13 protein-coding genes and 4 pseudogenes are annotated in these 20,060 nt (G+C 68.7%); 9 read left to right on the top strand and 8 right to left on the bottom strand.

Translation table 11 applies throughout. The features are described from left to right. Positions 1–27 precede the first annotated feature (27 nt). Entirely contained in the window at positions 28–681 is a 654-nt protein-coding gene (locus tag AB0Q90_RS13005; RefSeq protein WP_363164261.1) for a hypothetical protein, read from the bottom strand. 105 nt (positions 682–786) lie between these two features. Here AB0Q90_RS13005 and AB0Q90_RS13000 point away from each other — a divergent pair, with 105 nt between their 5' ends. Continuing rightward, positions 787–1,557: a transposase gene (locus AB0Q90_RS13000; protein ID WP_363164260.1), complete on the top strand. Its 771-nt coding sequence runs from the start codon at positions 787–789 to the stop codon at positions 1,555–1,557. Positions 1,558–1,660: 103 nt separating this feature from the next. On the opposite strand, the gene dnaN is transcribed toward AB0Q90_RS13000, so the two are convergent. Beyond that, positions 1,661–2,800, bottom strand: a complete 1,140-nt coding sequence (dnaN, locus tag AB0Q90_RS12995; RefSeq protein ID WP_363164259.1) for a DNA polymerase III subunit beta — start codon at positions 2,798–2,800, stop codon at positions 1,661–1,663. A gap of 111 nt (positions 2,801–2,911) precedes the next feature. Between dnaN and AB0Q90_RS12990 the strand changes: the two are divergent. Next, positions 2,912–3,827: pseudogene (locus tag AB0Q90_RS12990) on the top strand (IS982 family transposase). Between the two features lie 120 nt (positions 3,828–3,947). Here the strand turns inward: AB0Q90_RS12990 and AB0Q90_RS12985 are convergent. Next, entirely contained in the window at positions 3,948–4,892 is a 945-nt protein-coding gene (locus AB0Q90_RS12985; RefSeq protein ID WP_363164258.1) for a hypothetical protein, read from the bottom strand. A 102-nt stretch (positions 4,893–4,994) separates the two neighbouring features. Next, positions 4,995–5,387: a hypothetical protein gene (locus tag AB0Q90_RS12980; protein ID WP_363164257.1), complete on the bottom strand. Its 393-nt coding sequence runs from the start codon at positions 5,385–5,387 to the stop codon at positions 4,995–4,997. Between the two features lie 11 nt (positions 5,388–5,398). Between AB0Q90_RS12980 and AB0Q90_RS12975 the strand changes: the two are divergent. After that, positions 5,399–5,590, top strand: a pseudogene (locus AB0Q90_RS12975) (deferrochelatase/peroxidase EfeB); the annotation flags it as partial. Continuing rightward, a pseudogene (locus tag AB0Q90_RS12970) lies at positions 5,590–6,382 on the top strand (FTR1 family protein). The pseudogenes AB0Q90_RS12975 and AB0Q90_RS12970, both read left to right, overlap by 1 nt. Before the next feature lie 98 nt (positions 6,383–6,480). On the opposite strand, the gene AB0Q90_RS12965 reads toward AB0Q90_RS12970, so the two are convergent. From AB0Q90_RS12965 to AB0Q90_RS12955, 3 genes are read right to left on the bottom strand one after another with little or no spacing between them, the layout of a single operon-like run. Next, positions 6,481–7,524: an ABC transporter ATP-binding protein gene (locus AB0Q90_RS12965; protein ID WP_363164256.1), complete on the bottom strand. Its 1,044-nt coding sequence runs from the start codon at positions 7,522–7,524 to the stop codon at positions 6,481–6,483. Continuing rightward, positions 7,521–9,107: an iron ABC transporter permease gene (locus AB0Q90_RS12960; RefSeq protein WP_363164255.1), complete on the bottom strand. Its 1,587-nt coding sequence runs from the start codon at positions 9,105–9,107 to the stop codon at positions 7,521–7,523. Before AB0Q90_RS12960 ends, AB0Q90_RS12965 begins: the two co-directional genes overlap by 4 nt. A 13-nt stretch (positions 9,108–9,120) precedes the next feature. Continuing rightward, complete coding sequence (locus tag AB0Q90_RS12955) at positions 9,121–10,140, bottom strand: iron ABC transporter substrate-binding protein (protein WP_363164254.1); 1,020 nt, start codon at positions 10,138–10,140, stop codon at positions 9,121–9,123. 192 nt (positions 10,141–10,332) lie between these two features. Between AB0Q90_RS12955 and AB0Q90_RS12950 the strand changes: the two genes are divergently transcribed. The 5 genes and pseudogenes from AB0Q90_RS12950 to AB0Q90_RS12930 all read left to right on the top strand — a co-directional run. Beyond that, positions 10,333–12,918, top strand: coding sequence for an AMP-binding protein (locus tag AB0Q90_RS12950; RefSeq protein WP_363164253.1), 2,586 nt, complete (start codon positions 10,333–10,335; stop codon positions 12,916–12,918). A 191-nt stretch (positions 12,919–13,109) separates the two neighbouring features. Continuing rightward, on the top strand, positions 13,110–13,454 hold the full coding sequence (locus AB0Q90_RS12945; RefSeq protein WP_363164252.1) for a hypothetical protein: 345 nt from the start codon (positions 13,110–13,112) through the stop codon (positions 13,452–13,454). After that, the gene (locus tag AB0Q90_RS12940) at positions 13,451–13,897 is read left to right on the top strand and encodes a MerR family transcriptional regulator (protein WP_363164251.1); all 447 of its coding nucleotides are present in this window, start codon (positions 13,451–13,453) and stop codon (positions 13,895–13,897) included. Before AB0Q90_RS12945 ends, AB0Q90_RS12940 begins: the two co-directional genes overlap by 4 nt. A gap of 920 nt (positions 13,898–14,817) precedes the next feature. Further along, positions 14,818–15,870 carry a methyltransferase domain-containing protein gene (locus AB0Q90_RS12935; protein ID WP_363164250.1) on the top strand — a complete coding sequence of 351 codons (1,053 nt, stop codon included), beginning with the start codon at positions 14,818–14,820 and terminating at the stop codon, positions 15,868–15,870. A gap of 394 nt (positions 15,871–16,264) precedes the next feature. Next, positions 16,265–16,543, top strand: a pseudogene (locus AB0Q90_RS12930) (transposase family protein); the annotation flags it as partial. A gap of 407 nt (positions 16,544–16,950) precedes the next feature. On the opposite strand, the gene AB0Q90_RS12925 reads toward AB0Q90_RS12930, so the two are convergent. After that, positions 16,951–20,019 (bottom strand): tetratricopeptide repeat protein, encoded by a 3,069-nt coding sequence (locus AB0Q90_RS12925; RefSeq protein WP_363164249.1) that lies wholly within the window; start codon positions 20,017–20,019, stop codon positions 16,951–16,953. Positions 20,020–20,060 lie beyond the last annotated feature (41 nt).

The following is a 20,060-nucleotide window of genomic DNA, read 5'->3' as shown; positions in this document are numbered from 1 at the left end:
AACTGTCAGGAGGGGTAAGAGTCGGGCTCAGATTTCCTCGCGGTCTGCTGCTGCGGCCCAGCGACGGATGTGTGGGTCGGGATGGACCCCGGCGGATGTGAGTGTGCTTTCAAGTAGTTCGTGCAGGTGTGGCGGGTATGCCGCGCGGGAGGTAGGCAGGCCCAACAGGACACGGTGGCGCATCCGCAGGTCGGTGGCTTCGGCGAACACCCGCAGGGATGCCTCCAGCCAGGCGGCCTTGATGTCCTGTGACTCGTCCAGCGCGGGATCACGTACCCCGCCGGGTCCGTACGCCGGAGACCGATCTGCACGCAACGGCACATGGGCGCTGTACCAGGCCCGCACGGCACCGGCTCGCTCGGCATCCGTGCCGACCTGCAGGTAGTCGACCAATGCCGCCATCACACGGCGGCGTCCGAATGCGTAGACCGCCGGCTCGACGAACCAGCGGCAGAAGCTGGGATCCGGGTCGTATACGGCTGCCGCCATCAGCGGGACGAACCACTCGTCGGGCAAACTCGCACGTTCGAGCAGGGGCTTGCGCACCGCATGGGCAAGGTGGCGGGCATGCCGGTCCTCCGGCTCCATACTGACGTCTCCGACGCCCAGCAGCTGGGCCAGCTCTGTCACGTATGTCAGGAATGAACGCGGTTCTATGCCGCTCTGCTCGTCTCCGGCCACGACAGCATTCTGGACCGGCCACGTCGGCAGGCACAGGTCCGATGGCCGCCGGCGCTGGGGCGGAAGAGGACTCGCGCAGCCTCCCTTGGGTGGAACGATCACGGTGTGAATGGTGTGATCACGGCGTCGGAGCCGTCCTGGATAGCCCCGTTCTCAGGGCTGAGCCCTCGCGCCTTCGGGAAGCTGGTGACCGTGCTGCGACGTGAGGGTGCGGATGTGGTCCGCAAGGGCCGACCGTGGAGCCTCCCACTGGAGGACCGGGCCCTGCTGGTGGCCGCGTACTGGCGCACGAACCTGACCATGCGACAGCTCGCCCCGCTGTTCGGGGTATCCAAGTCGGTGGCGGACCGGATCATCGACCACCTCGGGCCGATGTTCGCGCTCCAGCCCCGTCAGCGTTTCGCCAAGGACGCCGTGCTCATCGTGGATGGGACCTTGGTCCCCACCCGGGACCACACCATCGCCGAGCGGTCGAAGAACTACCGGTACTCCACCAACCATCAGGTCGTCATCGACGCCGACACCCGGCGCGTCGTCGTAGTCGGTCAACCGCTCGCCGGGAACCGCAACGACTGCAGGGCCTGGGAGGAGTCCGGCGCCAAGGCCTCCGTCGGCAAGACCCTCGTGATCGCCGACGGCGGCTACCCGGGCACCGGGCTTGTCATCCCGCATCGCCGAGAGCGCGGCCAGACCGAACTGCCGGACTGGAAAGAAGAGCACAACCGGTCCCACAAGCAGGTCCGGGCCCGGGTCGAGCACGTCTTCGCCCACATGAAGACCTGGAAGATCCTCCGCGGCTGCCGCCTCAAGGGAGACGGTGTCCACCACGCGATGCTCGGCATCGCCCGGATGCACAACCTCGCTCTCGCCGGATAGGCCAAGGGGCTTCACCGTGATCAGCCATGCCCGAGGCGACCCGAAGATCATTTACGGGACAGCCCTTAGATGATCTATTCCAAGGGGTCGCTCCGGCTGTTCGTCAGCTCAGTTGCCGTACCGATATGAGTAGATGGCGGTGGTCTTCGCGTGCCGTGTCATCCTCGTCCGGTACGCCACTGAGTAGTGCCCGCTGGCCGGGGCCCAGAAGTTCAAAGCGCACTTGGGAGGTGTTGAAGGAGTTGAGGGCTTCCAGCAAGTACGCGGGGTTGAAGGCGACTGCCAGATCATCGGCGTCGGCCAACGTGGCCGCGAGCTGCTGCGAAGCGATGTCGTCTTCGTACCCCGCTTGCAGGAGGACGGTTCCCTGGGCGGAGAAGTCGAGCCGGATCGGGCTGTTCGGCTCCGCGACGACCGCGACACGGCGGACCGCGTCGGCGAGCGCCTCCCGCTCCGTGACGGCGACTGCCGGGCTGTCGAGTGTGAACAACTTGTCGTAGCGCGGCAGCCGCCCTTCGAGCAACCTCAGTGTCGTACGCATCCCGGTTCCCTCGAAGGCGATCAAGCCACCACCCGAGCCGCCTGAACCGGTCAGCCCGATGCGGAGCAGCCCCGACTTCGTCAGCGAACGGGAGATCTCGGTCAGCCTGCGGCCGGGAACCACTACCTCCGCCGCATCGGAAACCGCCCCCTCCGGCTTCCACGGCACCGTGCGCACGGCATACCGGTATCGGTCCGTTGCGGCCAACGTCATGGACTCGCCATCCAGCCGGAGCTGGATCCCCGTGAGCACCGGGAGGAAGTCGTCACGGCCGGCGGCTATCGCGACCTGTGCGACCGCCGCCGCGAACTCTGCCGCATCCAACGTTCCGCGAAAGGCGGGAAGCTCGGGAAGGGCGGGATACTCCTGCGTGGGCAGGGTCGACAGCCCAAAGCGCGTACCGCCCCCTTCCATCGTGAAGCGCGCTCCTTCCAGCGCGCACGCCACCATCGCATCGGGCAATACCCGGCAGATATCCAGCAGTCTGCGCCCGAGCACGAGCACCCGACCGGCTGTCAGCGTCTGCGCCGGGACCTCGATGGTCGCGGACGCCTCGTAGTCGAAGCCCGAGATACGCAGCCGTCCCTCCGCCGCGTCCAGCATCAAGCCACCCAGCACAGGCACAGGCGAACGTGCGGGCAACGACTTGGCCGTCCAGGCCACGGCCTCGGCGAGAGCGCCTCGCTCGATCCGGAACTCCATCCGTACATCCCCCATCGCGTCGCACCAGTTGGTCCGCGCACGCTATCTGTCGCCACTGACAACGCTCGGTCCGTCCCGGCACACCAGGGCGAGGGAGCCCACGATCTGGTGGTGACGCCCGACTTGGACTCCCTCGCGACCGCGCTCTATGCGCGAAAACCGACGACCTGCTGAAGGAGTCGCCGCATCTCGCGCCATGGCGGCCCACGGTAGGGATCGTGCCGCAGCTGACCGACGCCGAGCTGGTCACGCTCGCGATGACGCAGGCCATGCTCGGCTTCACCTCCGAGGCCAAGTGGCTCCGCCATGCTCGCTGCCACCTGCGGCATCTCTTCCCGTACCTGCCCCAGCAGCCCGGCTACAACAAGCGGCTGCGCAAGGTCGCCGAGCTGCTCCGCCGGGTCACCAGGCTTCTTGCCACCGACACTTCCGCGTGGAGCGATGACGTGTGGATCGTGGACTCCACACCCGTCGAGTGCGGTCGCTCGCGCGAGACCGTCAAGCGCTCCGACCTGGCCGGATGGGCCGAATACGGCTACTGCGCCAGCCACAGCCGCTTCTTCTGGGGCCTGCGTCTGCACCTGGTATGTACCCTGCAGGGACTGCCCGTCGCCTTCGCACTGACCGGAGCGAAGGCCGACGAGCGCGAGACCCTGCTCGACCTGCTCGCGGCCGAACCCGGCATCGTCGCCGCCCGGCCGGGCAGACGCTGATCGGCGACAAGAACTACTTCGGTCGCGACGTCGAACATCAACTGGCCGAGCACGCCATCCAACTGCTTCGGCCAGCCCACAAGGGCGAGCCCGAGCGGCCTGGAGCACCCTTGTTCAAGCCGTTGAGGCAGGTCATCGAGTCGATCAACGAGACCTTCAAGGGCCAGCTCGATCTCGAACATCACCGCGGCCGCACACCCCGCGGCGTCATCGCCCGGGTGATGCAGCGGATCCTCGCACTGACCGCCGCGATCTGGCACAACGACCGCACGCGACAACCCGTCCTACGCTCACTGATCGCCTTCGATCACTGACCCCTTGGAATCGATCATCTAGGGGACTATGCCCCCGACCTGGGCCTTTACCGTGAGAGTGGCACCGCGCGACGTGGGGCATGCCGGTCCCACCGCCGACGGGCAGGGAAACTGGTGGCCTCAGAACAGGCCGGGGTGCCAGCTCGTTGGAGTCCCGTAGGCGCGCAGGGTGAGCAGCGCGTCGACGGTCACCATCGGGCGGGCTTCGACGCGGATGGTCGGGGACCATTCCGCCCAGCGGATGGGCCAGCCGCCATCGGCTTCTTGGGCGGCCGCGAGGGCGCGGAGGCTGGTGCGCATCTCGTCGTCGGTGAACCAGTCGCGGGCCAGGCTCTCCGGACGTGTCGCATAGTCGTGCGGAAAGTGATACTCCCCGGGCGCGTAGCCGGGGGCGATCCGGGCGGTTTCGGGCCGGTCCGGGTCGAGGAGCACGAGCCGTTGCCGGCGCACGAGCTCGCCGAGGCGCGCTGCCTGCGTTTTGGCCCAGGCGCGGTCGGGGGTGCCGTCGAGGTAGGCGATGGCGGCGTGGACCTCGTAGGGATGCGTCTCGTCGCCGAGGTTCTGCACAGCGGTCCGGCAGAACGCCGATGCCCCTTGGACCCACGGGTGTTCCAGACCCGCGCCGAGCATGGGGCCCGTGATCCAGCCCGTCGGCAGGAGGCCGCCGGCCGGCTCCTCCGGGATCTGCACCCACGGCGGACGCGGGTACGGGCGCAGGCTCGGCAGCGCGGCAGGCACCCCTCCGTCCGCCGCAGTCACCTTCGTCAGCCAGTCACATAGGTCGTGGCCGATGGGGCCGGCCAGCGCGCCTGTCTCGGCCAGGATGGGAACGCCCGTCCGCAACGTGGCAGGCTGCGGGGCGGGGCCGCGTACGTCGGGTTCCAGGCCGTACGCATAGCCACCTTCCTCGGCCCGGTAGGCCTCCAGCGCGGCCGTCGCTCCCTCTGGGCCGCCCTCGCCCAGGAAATGCCAAGCGAAACGGCGCTGTTCCAACACGCGTCCCGAGGTCCACAAGAACCGCCCAGCGCGTTCGCTCACGTTCTCGTTCTGATCGATCTGTCCCATGGGGCGACCGTACGAAGCCCGATCCCCGGCGGTCTTGAACGAATCGGACGCGCCTTGTGGGTGTATCGGAATCATGTGCCGAGGGCGCATGCACTCAATGACCTACCGGCCTGTTGACGGGGCCAGTTCGGTTTCCAGGGCTTTAGCCAGGTGGTCGATCTGGTCCAGATCGCCTGTGCACGAGAGCAGGACCAGATCGTCGCATCCGGCGCGGGCCAGCCGGGCGATTTCCTCCGCCAAGGTGTCCGGTGCGGTGTGGGCGTCCGCGCGGACATGGGGGAAGTAGTCGGAGCCGTAGTAGTGGTGGAGATAGGCGTCGGCGGCGGGGCCCAGGCAGAAGTACCGTTCCACAGTGATGCGCGGGCTCCCGTCACGCCCTGCCGCGTCCCATGCCTCGCGTACCCCGGCGATGCCCGATGTGAGGGTCTCGAACCCGAACGAGGGCGTCACCCACCCGTCGGCGAACGCCGCCACGCGGCGGTACGCCGCAGGCACGAGACCGCCGAGGGCTGTTCTTCCTCGCCTATCAGCGCGACGTGCGCCACGGGTTCATCCCGGTGCAGCGCAGCCTCGCGCGCGAGGACGTGCTGAACGAGTACATCCAGCACGTCGGTTCGGGGATCTACGCCGTTCCGCCGGGTGTCCGTGACCAGGACGACTGGTGGGGCCGACAGCTCTTCGAAAGGACGGCCTCCTGATGTTCGCCAACTACCTGATCGGCCTGCGCGAGGGCCTTGAGGCCAGCCTCGTCGTCTGCATCCTCATCGCGTACCTGGTCAAGACCGACAACCGCGGCAAGCTGCCGCCGATCTGGCTCGGCGTCGGCATCGCGGTCGCGCTCAGCCTGGGTGTGGGTGCGGCCTTGCAGTTCGGCTCCAGGCAACTGACCTTCGAGGCCCAGGAGATGCTCGGCGGCGGCCTGTCCATCCTCGCCGTGGCCCTGGTGACCTGGATGGTCTTCTGGATGCGCCGCACCGCTCGCCATCTCAAGGCCGAACTGCACGGGAAGCTGGACGAGGCCCTGGCCATCGGCACCGGCGCCCTCGTGGCCACGGGTCCAGGCGACCGACGACGGAGTCCGCCCGCTGGTCGGCGCGATCCTCGGCCTGCTCACGGCCGTCGTCCTCGGCTGGCTCTTCTACCGCGGCGCGCTGCGGATCAACCTGGCCTAGTTATTCACCTGGACCGGCGCCATGCTGGTCGTCGTCGCGGCCGGCGTCCTCGCGTACGGCATCCACGACCTGCAGGAGGCGCGCATCCTGCCCGGCCTGGACAACCGCCTGTTCGACATCAGCGCCACGATCCCGCCGGACAGCTGGTACGGGACCCTGCTCAAGGGCATCTTCAACTTCCAGCCCAACCCGAGCGTGCTACAGGCCCTGTTCTGGGTGCTCTACCTCGTACCGGTCCTGTTCTTCTTCCTGCGCCCCGCCCGCCCGCGGGCCGTCACACCCGCCACGGCCCAAGCGGGGGCAAGTACCGCTGGGTAGCGGACGGTCACTCAAACCCGCCCAACAGGGCCGCCGCCCGGATCAGCTCGGCAGGCGCCTCGCCGTCGAGGCGCCTGCCGGCACTGAGCACCCCGGTCTCAGGGGTGCAGGGTCGCTTCCCCCTTGACCCGAATGCCGGTGCGGTCACCAGGCCGTACGGCAAGGGGGCCGGCCGCCCGGATGTCCACAGGGGCGTCCAGGCGGTCGACGGCTACGACGACCATGGCGTCATGGCCGTAGAAGCGCACGTCAGTGACCGTGCCGGCTACCTCGGCGGACGCGGGCTCGGTTAGTTCGAGTTGTTCCGGACGCAGCAGCAGCGTTCCCGTTCCTGTGCCCATGCCCTCGACGAGCGGGACGGTACCCAGGGGCGTTTCCGCGGTGCCGCCCCGCGCGGTCGCCGGGAGGAGGACGGCGTCACCGACGAAGCCAGCGACCCATCGGTCGACCGGGCGCCGGTAGACCTGCTCCGGCGTGTCGCACTGGGCCACGCGGCCATCCCGTACGACGGCCACAAGGTCGGCGGTGGACAGTGCCTCTTGCTGGTCGTGGGTGACGAGTACGGCGGTGGCACCGCTCAGCCGCAGCGCGGTGCGGACGTCGGCCCGGACTCCCGCGCGCAGAGCACTGTCTAGGGCGTTGAACGGCTCGTCCAGCAGAACCAGTGCCGGACCCGGTGCCAGGGCGCGGGCCAGCGCGATGCGTTGCTGCTGGCCGCCGGACAGCTCGTGGGGCATCCGTGAGCCGTAGCCGGACAATCCCACCAGATCCAGCATCTCCCCGGTGCGCCGACGGCGTTCGGCTCTGCCGTGGCCGAGCAGTCCGAAGGCCACGTTGCGTTCGACGCTCAAGTGCGGGAAGAGCGCGCCCTCTTGGGGGACGACGCCGATACGCCGCCGCTCGGGGGGCAGCTGCGCACCCGGGCCGGTCAGGACTCGTTCCCCGAGTGTGACGCTGCCCGCGTCGGCTTGCAGGAAGCCCGCGATGATGCGCAGCAGGGTGGTCTTGCCGCAGCCGGAGGGGCCGAGCACCGCGGCCAGGGCGCCGCCGGGGACAGTCAGGTCGAGTGCGTCGAGAACGGGCGGCGCGTCTGGGCCGCCGTAAGACTTGGACAGTCCTTCGATGCGCAGATCGTCCGTCATGGGCGGTGCCTCCCGAGGAGGTAGGAGGGGATCGCGGCCAGCAGGATGAGGGCGGCGGCGTAGGGGGCCGCGGCGGCGTAGGAAGCGGTTCCGGTCTCCGTCCACAGGCGGGTGGCCAGCGTGTCCATGCCGGTGGGGCGCAGGAGAAGGGTGGCGGGCAGTTCCTTCATGCAGACGACGAAGGTCAGGGCGGCGCCCGCGGCCACTCCGGGGGCCGCCAGGGGCACGGTGATCTCGGCCAGGACCCGCCAGGGACGGCGGCCGAGTGAACGTGCCACGTCCTCGACACCGGGCGGGGCCTGTAGTACCGCGGCGCGGGTGGCGGCGACCGCCACGGGGAGGAAGAGCACAGCGTACGCGCCGACCAGCAGCGGGAGTTCCTGGTACAGCGGGTGGGCGTAGCGCACGGCGAAGAAAACGAGGGAGAGGGCGATAGTGATGCCCGGCAGGGCGTGGCCAGCGTACGCGGCCTGCTCCAGCAGATGGGCGACGCGGCCCCGGTGACGGGCGGCGATCACACCGACGGGCAGGGCAAGCAGGGTGGTCAGCGCCGCGCCCGCCGCCGCGACGCCAAGGGTGGCCGTGGCCGTCTCGGCGAGGCGAGCCGGGTCCCAGGTGGCGGAGTTCCCGGCGGCGAGCCAGTAGCCGAGCGTGGCGAGCGGGAAAGCGACAGCCGCGGCCGCGACGGCGGCGCACCAACCGAGCGACGGCACCAGCCACTTGCCCAGGCGGGCGGGTTCCGCCCGGCGTGCAGTGCCGGTGCCGGTCCGCGCGTACCCGGCCCGGCCGCGGGTGCGTGCCTCGGCGGCGACCAGGGCCACGGTGAGCACGACCAGGACGACGCTGAGGGCTGCAGCCGGGGTGCGGTCGAAGGACGCCCGGTAGGAGGTGTAGATGCCGCGGGTGAAGGTGTCGTACCGCATCAGCGAGACCGCGCCGAAGTCGGAGAAGACGTACAGCGCGACGAGGACCGCGCCACCCGCCGCCGCGGGGCGCAGTTGGGGGAGGGTGACGCGCCAGAAGGTGCGTACCGGACCGAGGCCGAGCGAGCGGGCCGTCTCTTCCTGGGCCGGGTCGATGCCACGCAGGGCGGCGGCTACGGGCAGATGGACGTACGGGAAGCTGACCAAGGTGAGGGAGAGTGCGGCCCCCGCGAACCCGGCCAGCTCGGGTACGGCCGACAGCCAGGCGAAGGCGGCGACATAGCTGGGCACGGCCAGCGGCAGGGTCGCCAGTACCGCCCAGCCGCGCGCCCACGGCAACGTCGTACGGGTCGTCAACCAGGCCAGCGAGACGCCGAGGACCAGGCAGGCGGCCACGACGACGGACGCGAGGCCGATGCTGCGGCCGAGCAGCAGGGCCGTGCGCTCGGTGGTGACGATGTCCCAGGCGTAGCCCGGGCCGTGTTCGAGGGCGCGCACGCAGAGGTACGCCAGCGGAAGCACCGCGAAGACGGCGGCCACCGCCGCCGGCAGGCCCAGCACCCACGGGACCCTTCGGGCCGGACCGAGCCGCGGCAGCCAACGGGTACGCAGCTTCTTGGCGATCGCCGCTTCGGACGTGACGGGCGTACCGGCATCCATGGCTGACCGGGCCTCAGACCAGCCCGGTTTCCTGGAGCATGGCGAGGGTCTCCTTGAGCGAGTCCAGCTCACCGAGGTTGATCTTGGGCGCTTCCAGGGAGTCGAGCGGGGGTACGCCCTCCGCCGCGGCGACGCCCGCGGCCAACGGGTACTCCTTGGTCTCCTCGGCGAAGTAGGACTGTGCGTCCTTGCCGAGCAGGAAATCCGCCGCCTTCTGCGCGTAGGCGGCCTCCTTCTTGTCAGCGCCCTTCAGCAGGCCGACGCCCGCGACGTTGACGAGCGCGCCCGGGTCACCGCCGGGCAGGAAGTGGAGCTTGGCGGTGAGCTTGTCCGCGCCCTCCTCCGCGGCCTTCTCGTACCAGTAGTAGTGGTTGATGAGACCGACGGAGACCTCCCCGGAGTCCACGGCTTCGAGGATCTCCGTGTTCTGCTCGTATGCCTTCGGGGAGTTGGCCTTGAGGCCCTTGAGCCAGTCGCGGGTGGCGTCGTCGCCTTCCAGGACGCGCATGCCGGTGACGAACGCCTGGAAGGAGGCGTTGTTCGGGGCGAACCCGACCTTGGCCTTCCACTCGGGCTCGGTCAGCTCGTGGACACTGTCCGGGGGCGTGGGGACCTCGCCCGGGTGGTAAGCGAGGACGCGAGCACGGCCCGAGACACCGACCCAGTCGCCCTCGCCGCCCCGCCAGGCCGCGTCGACCTTGTCGAGCGTCGACTGCGGAAGTGCCGTCAGGCGACCCTCCTTCGACAGGGCACCGAGGGCCCCGGCGTCCTGCGAGAAGAACAGGCCCGCCTCGGTCTTGTCGCCCTCCTCCAGGATCTGCGCGGCCAGTTCGGCGCTGTCGCCGTAGCGCACCTCGACGTTGGCGTCGAGGTGCTTCTCCAGCTTCTCCAGCAGTGGTGAGACCAGGTCCTCGTTGCGGCCGGAGTAGATGACCAGGTCGGCCGGCTCGTCGCTGCACCCCGCCAGCGCCGGGGTGAGCAGGCCGAGAGCGAGGAGCGGCACGGCGAGACGTCTGACCGAAGGGCGTCGCATGGTGAGGCCTTCCTGACGGGGCTCACTTCCTGTGAACGCCCTATGAATAAGGTAAAGCTAACCTCACCGTCAAGAACGGCTCGATAACGGCGATTGCACATTCATCGAGGCACGCTCCTGTGAGCCTCTCATGCTCTGACTGTGATGTCCCCATGTCTTTCCTTAGAGGTTAGGCATACCTAATATGCGCCTGTGCTCAATCCCTCCGGCCTGCTTTCAGGCCTCTCAGACGCAGCATCTCCCCTGCTGGCAAGGGATCTCGCCAGGTTCGGCGACCGTACGGCCCTGCTGACCGGTGACGGCGACGCGCTGACCTACCACGAACTCGCCGAGCGCGTGAAGGAATTGGCCACCCGTCTGGGTACGCGACGGCGGCTGGTGCTGCTCGCGGGCGCCAACACCGTCGACGCCGTCGTTACCTACCTGGCCGCACTGTCCGCCGGTCACCCGGTCTTGCTCGTACCCGGCGACAGCGACGAGGCCGTAGGCTCGCTGACCGCCGCCTACGACCCGGACGTGGTGGCCCGCGTCGACAGCACGGGGCATTGGCGGCTGGACGAGCGGCGGCCGGTCTCCGCGCATGAACTCCACCCGGATCTCGCCCTGTTGCTGAGCACCTCCGGCTCCACAGGCTCACCCAAACTCGTCCGGCTGTCGTACGAGAACGTGCAGGCCAACGCCGAGTCCATCGCCACATACCTGGGCATCGGCGCCGACGACCGCGCCGCCACCACCCTTCCCATGCACTACTGCTACGGCTTGTCGGTCATCAACAGCCATCTGCTGAGCGGCGCCGCGCTGATCCTCACCGACCTCTCCGTCGCCGACGAGGGCTTCTGGGACCTCTTCACCGCGGCGCACGGCACGACCTTCGCCGCCGTCCCCTACACCTTCGACCTGCTGGACCGTACCGGCTTCGCCGACCGCGACCTGCCCCACCTGCGCTACATCACCCAGGCCGGCGGCCGCCTCGCCCCCGAACGGGTCCGCCGGCACGCGGAACAGGGCCGCCGCGCGGGCTGGGACCTGTACGTGATGTACGGCCAGACCGAGGCCACGGCCCGCATGGCCTACCTGCCCCCGGACCTGGCGGAACGCCACCCCGAGGCAATCGGCGTCCCCATACCGGGCGGCTCCTTCCGCCTCTCGTCCCACTCCGACTGGCCCGACCCCCACACCGGCGAACTCGTCTACTCCGGCCCCAACGTCATGCTCGGCTACGCCGAACACCCCGCGGACCTGTCCCTGGGCCGGACCATCACAGCCCTGCGCACCGGCGACATCGCCCGGCGCACCGAGGACGGCCTGTACGAGATCATCGGCCGCAGCAGCCGTTTCGCGAAGATTTTCGGCCTGCGCATCGACCCCGAGCGCGTCGATGCGCTGCTCGCCCGCCACGACATCTCCGCCCTGTGCGCGGGCACCGACGACCGCCTGGTCGTGGCCGTGGCCGACGGCCCCTTCGCCGAACCCGGCCGGGTCCGGCGCCTGGTGACCGGCACGTTCGGACTCCCGGCCCGTGCCGTAGCCGTCCATGTGCTGCCCGAACTGCCCCGCCTGGCCACGGGCAAGCCCGACCACCAGGCCGTACGCGAACTCGGCGCGGCGGCCGAGGAGGCGGGCCGCGGCGAGGACCTGCGCGCGCTGTACGCGACGATCCTCGACCGCGCCGACGTCACCGACGACAGCACCTTCGTCTCACTGGGCGGCGACTCGCTCTCGTACGTCGAGATGTCGCTCAACCTGGAGCGAGTGCTGGGCCATCTGCCGCCCGACTGGCACACCACGCCGATCCGCGACCTGCGCCACGGCGAGACCGAGGAAGCCGCCCCGCCGAAGGGCAGACGCACCCTGGAGACCGGCATCGCGCTGCGGGCGCTGTCCATCGTCATCATCGTCGGCTCGCACATCCCCGATGTCTTCTACATCAAGGGCGGCGCCCACCTGCTGCTCGCTCTCGCGGGCTACAACCTGGCCCGCTTCCACCTGACCCCGACCTCCGAACGCCACGAACGCGTACGGCACGGAGTGCGCAGCATCCGCAGGATCGTCGTGCCCAGCCTGGCGTGGATCTACCTGGTGTTCCCTTTCACCGACGACTACGTGATCGCGAACCTGTTCCTGCTGCACAGCGTGCTCGGCCCGCACGAGCACGAGACGGCAGTGCACTTCTGGTTCGTCGAGGCCCTCGCCTACATCCTCGTGGCGGCCGTCGCCTTGCTCGGCCTGCGCGTCGTGGACCGCGTCGAGCGACGCCACCCGTTCGCCCTGCCCATGACGATCGCGCCGCTCGGCCTGATCACCCGCTACGACCTCCTCGGCCTCGGCGACCGGATGCATCTGCCGTCCGCAGTCGTCATCTTCTGGCTGTTCGCCCTCGGCTGGGCCGCGGCGAAGGCCACCACCGACCGACAGCGGACCCTGGTGACCGCGACGGCGGTGGCGACCATCCCCGGCCTCTTCCCGGGCGAGCCCTTCCGCAACGCGGTCGTAGTGGCCGGGTTCGTGGTCCTGGTGTGGGTCCGGACCCTGCCGAGCACCGAACGCGTCAACAAAGTGGCCGGAGTCCTGGCGAGCAGCTCGCTCTACATCTACCTGACCCACTGGCAGATCTATCCCCTGATCGACGACTTCTCCGGCTGGCTGGCGCTGCTCGCGTCGCTGCTGTTCGGCATCGGGTACCACGCCGTGGCCACTCGGGTGATGCGGTGGCTGTCCGGCCTGCACGCACAGCGCCGACGCCGTGCGGCGGCTCTCTCACAGGTCGCCGAGGAGTAGCCCTCAGCGTCGGCGGCCCCTCGAAGCTCGGCCGCGACGAATCGGCGACTCGCCCAGGTACAGGGTGCGTTCATTGGCGGAGATCGCCGTCACGACAGCGTCACCCTTCCGGCCTTGCATCCGGTACGCAGGTACAGGTTTACCGTCGATCGTGCGCCCGCTGGCGGCGCGAAAGGAGGGAGGCGAAAGCGATGACCGACCTGGACTGGGTGCCGTCCGACTGCACCCTGCCCACCGAGGAGCGCCCCTTGCGGATAGCGCAGTGGGACGAGTTGCTCGCCGGGCATCTGACCGCGCTGAACCGGCCCGCGCCGACCCTGCTCCGCCTGTCATTGTCCGAGGCCGCGGCGCTTGAGGAACGAGTCTGGGAGCTGGCCGACCGGGAGAGCGGCTGCTGTGGGTTCTTCACCTTCGTGGTCACCGAAGCCGACGGCGCCGTCCTGCTCGACATCGCCGTGGATCCGGGCCACGAGGCGGTTCTCCAGGCTCTGTCCGCGCGAGCGGCCGACCTGGCCGGGCTCGGAGACCGGCCGTGAGCAGCGGCCTGCGCAGTGGCCAGGTCGCTGAGGCCGCAGGCGTGAACATCCAGACCCTGCGCTACTACGAGCGCCGCGGGCTGCTCGCCGAGCCCGAGCGCAGCAATGGCGGCCACCGCCTCTACGACGAGGAGACGGTGACCGTGCTGCGGGTGATCAAGGGCGCACAGCGACTTGGTTTCACGCTGGACGAGGTTGCCGAACTGCTGGAGGCCGGACAGCACCGGCACGGCCGCGTCGTGCCTGGGCTTCAGAACCTAGCCCGAGCCAAGCTCACGGAGGTCGACGCGAAGATCGCCAGCCTCACCACCATCCGTACCACGCTCGCCACCGCCCTCGAATCGGGCTGCGACGACCTCACCGTGTGCGCCGCGAATGCGTGCTGCCCGATCCCCTTCACCGACCTCGCCGAGGAGAACCGCCGTGCCAGCCCCCGCCGCTGACAGCCATCGCTCCCGCCGGGCCCCGATGGCGCTGGCGGGACTGGCCTGCCTGGCATGCTGCCTGCTGCCCGCCCCGCGACACGCACAACCGATGCAGATCAGGAGGAGCCACCGCCGCGGGCGGGGCATGGGGCAGCGCGCTCAGGACGTGCACCGAGCCCACCACGACCCCCGGGGACGCCACCGGCGCGGACACCGAGGGACCGTCCTGAGCGGGGATCCCCTTCGGAGCGACGCATTGTTCCTCGACCGCGGGGCAGTCCGGCATCCCGGCCGGCACCGCGACCGCGGTCGCATCGTCCGCGTGCGCCGAACCCACCATCGGCATGGCCGCGGTCATGGGCATCGGCGTGGCCATCGGCATGGAAGCGGCCATCGCAGGCCGCGTCATCCCCGACAGGCAGGCGAAGAGCGCGCACACCAACAGCACGCCGGACAACGTCCGGAGTGACAGGGGCAAGCGGCTCGACATGCGCGCCATGCCAGGCCATCGACACGGCATCTCCGCATGCTGGACCTTGGATCTGCCCCGGCCGGTCGTCCTCGGGGTTCGGGCGCACTCCTCGGGCTCACGTCCGGGCTGTTCGCCAGCCTCGCGGTCTGCGGACACCGCGGCTGGCTCGCGTATCTCATGCTCGCCTGGCGTCGGCACCTGCCCCGCCTGTACCTGAAGATCGACGCGCAGGCCGACCGACGCGGCGGCAGCGAACACCGGCGCCGCCTGCTCGCCAGACTGACGGTCGTTGCCGGGGCGGCTCGGCAGCTCGCCCGCTTGCCGACACCGCCCGTGGAGTGGACTTCACGCCGCCGCCCGCCGTGGCAGACGGCCGCGGCCTCAGCTCGGTGTTTGGCTTGCCGGGCCGGTCGCCCGGCGATCGTGCTCGACAGTCAGGAGGGACATCGTGGCGGCAGCGAGCGAGTTGGACGAGGTCAAGGTCGAAGCCTTCATGGAGAAGGCACTCGGGGACCTCAGTGGGACGATGGCGATCGGTCTGTGCCATCTCGGCGACCGGCTGGGCCTTTTCAAAGAGCTCGCGGCCCATGGCCCCGTCGGCAGCCGGGAGCTTGCGGACCGTCTCGACCTCAACGAACGCTACGTACGCGAGTGGCTTCGCGGGCTCACCGCCGCGGGCTATCTGGAGGAGCACCAAACCGGCCTCTTCGCCATGCCCGCCGAGCACGCCCCTGCCCTGGCTGACGAATCAGGACCCATGTTCCTCGGCGGCGTCTACCAGATGATGCCCGCCGCCTTCGCGCCGTACGAGCGACTGTACGAGGCGTTCCGGAGCGGGGGCGGCGTGCGGCAGCGCGACTATCCGGACATCTTGTGGGACGGCATGAGCCGTTTCACCGGCAGCTGGTTCGAGAGCGTGATGGTCGACGACTGGCTGAGCACCTTCCCCCACGTCGTCGAGAAGTTGGAGAAGGGCATCGAGGTCGCAGACGTGGGTTGCGGCGCGGGCCGCGCCCTGATCGTGCTCGCCAAGGCGTTTCCCGAATCTCGCTTCCTCGGGTTCGACAACTTCCCGGGCCAGGTGGAGCGTGCCCGAGAGAACGCGGAGAGGGCCGGTGTCGCCGACCGCGTGGCCTTCGAGACGATCGACGCGGCCCAGGGCCTTCCTGGGCGCTACGACCTCGTCACCACCTTCGACGTCATCCACGACGCAGCTGAACCGAGGCGGCTTCTCTCCGCCATCAGGGCCGCAGTCAGAGATGACGGCGACTACCTCATGCTCGAAGTCAACTGCCAGGACCGCCCCGAAGACAACGTGGGCCCCATTGCAGCGATGCTCTACGGGTTCAGCGTGTTCTACTGCATGACCACGTCCCTCGCCAACGAAGGAGCGGCCCTCGGAACGTGCGGCATGCCGGAGTCGGTCGTACGCCGTCTCTGCGCAGAGGCGGGCTTCAGCGACGTGGCCCGCTCCACTGTTGAAGACCCATTCAACGTCCTGTACGACATCAAGCCGTAAACCGGCACAGACACTCTGCCGGAGCGCCCTGGCAATGGCCACGGTGATCGTGAACTGCCGGGTAGAGGCAGGACCCGCGCCCCAAGATGCTCCGTCGGCTCGGATGCAAGTCGGGGCTCACCTGCCGCCCCGACTTGATCCATGGCCATTTGACGGTAAAGACCACGACCGGCGCGACGAGCATGGCCAGCAACCACAAGCCCACGCTCGCTGGAGAGTAAATGGAGTGGCGCCAATGCTCTGGCAGGGGCGAGGGCGCGGGCAGGAGCGCGATCAGCGCGGTCCATGTGACCAGCACTGCCGCTGCCAGGCCTGCTTCGGGCATCCCTGTCGGCCCCCTCGTCGGCCGCTGTTCTCTTGAATCGGATGATAGGACGGCTCAGATGATCTCGCTGTGGCCGGCGTGATCACGGCGTCGGAAGGCTCCTGGATACACCCGTTCACCAAGCCCAGCCCACGTGCATTTGGGAAACAGGTGACGGTTCCACGGCACCAGGGCGCGGACGCATTCCGCAGCGGCCGGCCGTGGAGCCTTCCGCTGGAGGACCGAGCTCTGCTTGTCGCGACTTATCGGAGCACGAACCTGACCATGCGGCAGTGCGCCCCGTTGTTCCGGGTGTCCAGGTCGGCGGCCGACCGGATCATCGACCACCTCGGGCCAATGCCCGCTCTGGCCACGGTCCAGCGCCGTCGCGGTCTCGCGTTCGTGCCGCACTAGCGCGCGGTCGCCCTCTCCTGCAACCACCCGCCCTCCGAAGCCACCCGCGCATTGCCCCGGAGCCTGTCGGCCAGGCGCTGACCGACCAACAGTTCCGGGCCGGTGTCCGGTACCGCGCCATGGGTCGGCGAAAGGTACTGGACACCGGGTCCTTCATGCGCTGAAGTTAGTGGGGAAGGTGCCGCTAACGATTGCGTATGCAATGCATGTAAATGTAACCGCCGCGACGGCGTGCAGGTATTTCACGAACTCTGTACCTCTCGGTCTTTCAGGGTTAGCTGTTCGGCGTCTGACGCGAGATCACCCTAGCGCCTCACTCGGTCATACGTGCACGCCGTTGACAACTCAGCGGGACTCTGAATTTACTGCGCGGTAACTTCACCTCGCAGGTCCGTCAACAATCCAGCAGCCCGGGCTTCCTCGACGGGAGCCCCTATGCGTCGGCTCACCGCCAGACTCTCCTCCAGATGAGCCACGGCTCGGACGACAAGTCCGGCATCCCGTTCGGCGAGAGCCAGCTCGTAGAGCACGTCAGCTTCTTCGCCCGCCGCATGAATGGCACGTGCCACCTCAAGTGCGGCGAGGTGCTGCCGCAGCGCCTCGTCTGTGCGGCCGGCCACCCTGTGCGCCCTACCGATTCCGGTGAGCGCGATCGCCTCCGCCCGCCGGTCTCCGACATCCCGCAGAACCGGCAGCACAACGGCGTACATCGCGAGGGCCTCATCCGTCCGGCCAAGGAAATCTGTGATGGACGCCAAATTCATCTGGAGCGTGGCTTTGTCTCTCGGATTCCCCATCCGCTCCGCCACGACCATCGCCTGCCGATAAGCTCGTTCCGCCGCCTCCGGCCGTCCCGCCTTCTTGTGGATTTCCGCCATATTGTTCAACGCGCTGTACCTTCCCCGCTCGTCCCCTATCGCGGTGAATTCAGCGAGGGCCGAGGTGAAGCACTGCAAGGCTTCATCATGCTCCGCCAGGTGGAGGTGAAGTATTCCAAGTAAGTTTCTGCAGCGTGCGATCCGTAGAACATTTCCCGTTTGCGACAGAAATTTGAGCGATCTCTTCTGGAGCGAACGGGCCAGTGCGTACTGTCCTGTCTGCCACAAGGAGATCGAGAGTCGGTGAACGCACTCGCTCTCCAGTTCCCGGTCACCGAGCGACCGTGCGAGGTCACGGGCCTCCCGCGCGGCCGAGATGGCCTCGTCATACCGCGAGCCGTGGGTGTACACAGCGCAGAGGTCGAGCAGGGCTCGCGCCCGAGCGACGCTGTCACCTGCGGCGTTCCAATGAGCTGCGGCACGTCGCAGCAACGGCTCGGCCGCGCCGAGGTGTCCCTCCATGTCCAGGAATCCCGCCAACGCATGGACAGATAAGGCGAGTTGATGTTCCGAGCCATGGTTGACAAGCCATTGCAGGGTGTCCAGGAGATTGGTCGACTCGGTGATCAGCCACTGTTCCGCGGACTGTGCATCGGCAATTTCCGGACATGCCGCGATCGCGGGATCGCCGGCATCGAGGTCCGTGCGCGAACGGAAGGGGTAAGCCAGTCGGTCCGCCTGGTCCGCGGTGTGAATGTAGTGATCCGCGAGGCCTTGCACGGCCCGCCTGACATCACTCTCCGAATCGGCGCCACCGGCGTCGACCAGCGATCGCGCGTAGTCGCGCAAAAGATCATGCATGGTGAAACGGTGTGGAATGGGCTCGGACACGAGGTGGTGAGCCAGAAGCTCTTCGAGAACGCGTTCTACTGTGTCCAGAGGGAGTCCTGTGAGCACGGCGCTGGCCCGAGTCCCGAACTCCACTCCCACGTGCAGTCCGAGACGACGGAACACCATCTGCTGCTCGGCGTTGAGCGCGTCGTACGAGACGGCGAAGACGTGGGTCAATGTTCTTTCCACGTCCCGCAGTTGCGTCAGCCGGCCACTTTCGCCGCCCAGTTTGAGCAGTAGTTCGGAGGTGGTCCACGAGCCATGGGCGAGCATCCGGCTCGCGGCGATCTCGATGGCCAGGGGGTGGTACCCGAGCATCCTGACGATCGTCATCACGTCAGATGGATCGGTCTGCCGGCCTGTGCCCAGCCGTTGCACGAAAAGCGCGGCCGCGTCCTCGGGCGGCAGCACGTCGAGTGATACCGGCCGTACTCCGGGTAACCCAGGCAGCCGTCGGCGGCTCGTCACGATGACCGCTGTCGGGGAAGCCCCCGGAAGCAGCGGTCCGATCTGGGCGGAGGAGGTGGCGTCATCGAGGATCACCAGCATGCGGCGGTCACGCGTCGCCGAGCGCCAGAGCCCGACCAACTCGTCGAGCTCACATGGCAGTTCCCTGGTGGCCATGCCGAGCAGCCGCAGCAGTTCGGTGAGCGCCCGGACCGGTGTCGGCGGTGTCCGGTCCGTGGCACACCCGCCGAGGTGCAGAAAGAGGCGGCCGTCCGGGAAACGGTCTCGCAGCCGATGCGCGAGATGGACGGCCAGTGCCGTTTTGCCGACACCTCCCATCCCGTGGATGGCCTCGACGGTCACAATGTCCGAGGCTCCCCGTCCCTCGTAGAGCGCCGAGGTCAGCCGTTGCAGTTCGGCGTCCCGCCCGGCCCACGGAACATCCCGCGGCAGGTTGTCCGGCAGCCGAGGTTCCCGGCCCGGTGGCGTCTTCTCACGGGCTCCGGGCCCGGAGAGCAGGGCCGTCGCAGGGGTCCCCGCCAGGATTCCCTGGTGGACTCGGTGAAGCCCGCGGCCGGCGTCGAGACCGATGTCACGGACCACGCGCTGCCGCGTCCGCTGAAGAATTCTGGTCGCCTCGGCCGTCCGGTTGCTGCCGTACAGGGCGACGGCCAGTCGTTCGGCCAGGGCCTCGTCCACCGGATGGGCCTCGGCCAGCGGCAGCAGTACGGGAACGGCGTCCGCGAACTTCCCACCGCCGAGGAGGATCTCCGCTCTGGTCATCGCGGCCACGAGGCCCGTCTCACGGCTGGCGGTGCGCAGATGTTCGGCCCAGGTTCCGGTGATGCCGGCCAGTGGTTCGCCATGCCAGAAGCGGTCCGCCCGGTCCAACAGGCGCAGGGCGGTCTCCTCGGCGCCGTTGTCCCGAACGGCCCGCGCTCGCTCAACACAGCTCGTGTAGCAGCGCAGGTCGACCTGGTCCGGGTCAGCCTCCAGGGAATAGGAGTTCGTGCGACTGACGATCGCGGGTGCATCACCCCCGGCGATCCGCAGGGCGCCGCGGATCCGCGAGATGTGGGTGTGCAGCGCCTCCCTGGCCTTGCCGGGAGGGTGCTCGTCCCAGATACGGTGGATCAAGGTGTCCACGCTCACGGTGCGGCCCGCGTCCCAGGCGAGGGCGGCGAGCGTCGACCGTGTCTTCGTCGATCCAAGATCGCTACGACGGCCCGCTGCCCGAATCTCCACTGATCCCGAGAGCCTGATCTCGAACTCCACCAGCGTCCTCCCCGCCGGTAGGGCCTGTGATAGCCGAGCAT

Origin of the sequence: Streptomyces sp. NPDC079141 (assembly GCF_040686775.1) — a bacterium.
In the GTDB taxonomy this organism is placed as follows: Bacteria; Actinomycetota; Actinomycetes; order Streptomycetales; family Streptomycetaceae; genus Streptomyces.
This window is presented reverse-complemented; position numbering and strand designations above follow the sequence as displayed.

What these genes read in the sequence shown, in the direction of transcription:
- dnaN (WP_363164259.1), bottom strand. Translation starts at nt 2,800, where the DNA reads ATGGAGTTCCGGATCGAGCGAGGCGCTCTCGCCGAGGCCGTGGCCTGG.
- AB0Q90_RS12985 (WP_363164258.1), bottom strand. Translation starts at nt 4,892, where the DNA reads ATGGGACAGATCGATCAGAACGAGAACGTGAGCGAACGCGCTGGGCGG.
- AB0Q90_RS12965 (WP_363164256.1), bottom strand. Translation starts at nt 7,524, where the DNA reads ATGACGGACGATCTGCGCATCGAAGGACTGTCCAAGTCTTACGGCGGC.
- AB0Q90_RS12960 (WP_363164255.1), bottom strand. Translation starts at nt 9,107, where the DNA reads ATGGATGCCGGTACGCCCGTCACGTCCGAAGCGGCGATCGCCAAGAAG.
- AB0Q90_RS12955 (WP_363164254.1), bottom strand. Translation starts at nt 10,140, where the DNA reads ATGCGACGCCCTTCGGTCAGACGTCTCGCCGTGCCGCTCCTCGCTCTC.
- AB0Q90_RS12945 (WP_363164252.1), top strand. Translation starts at nt 13,110, where the DNA reads ATGACCGACCTGGACTGGGTGCCGTCCGACTGCACCCTGCCCACCGAG.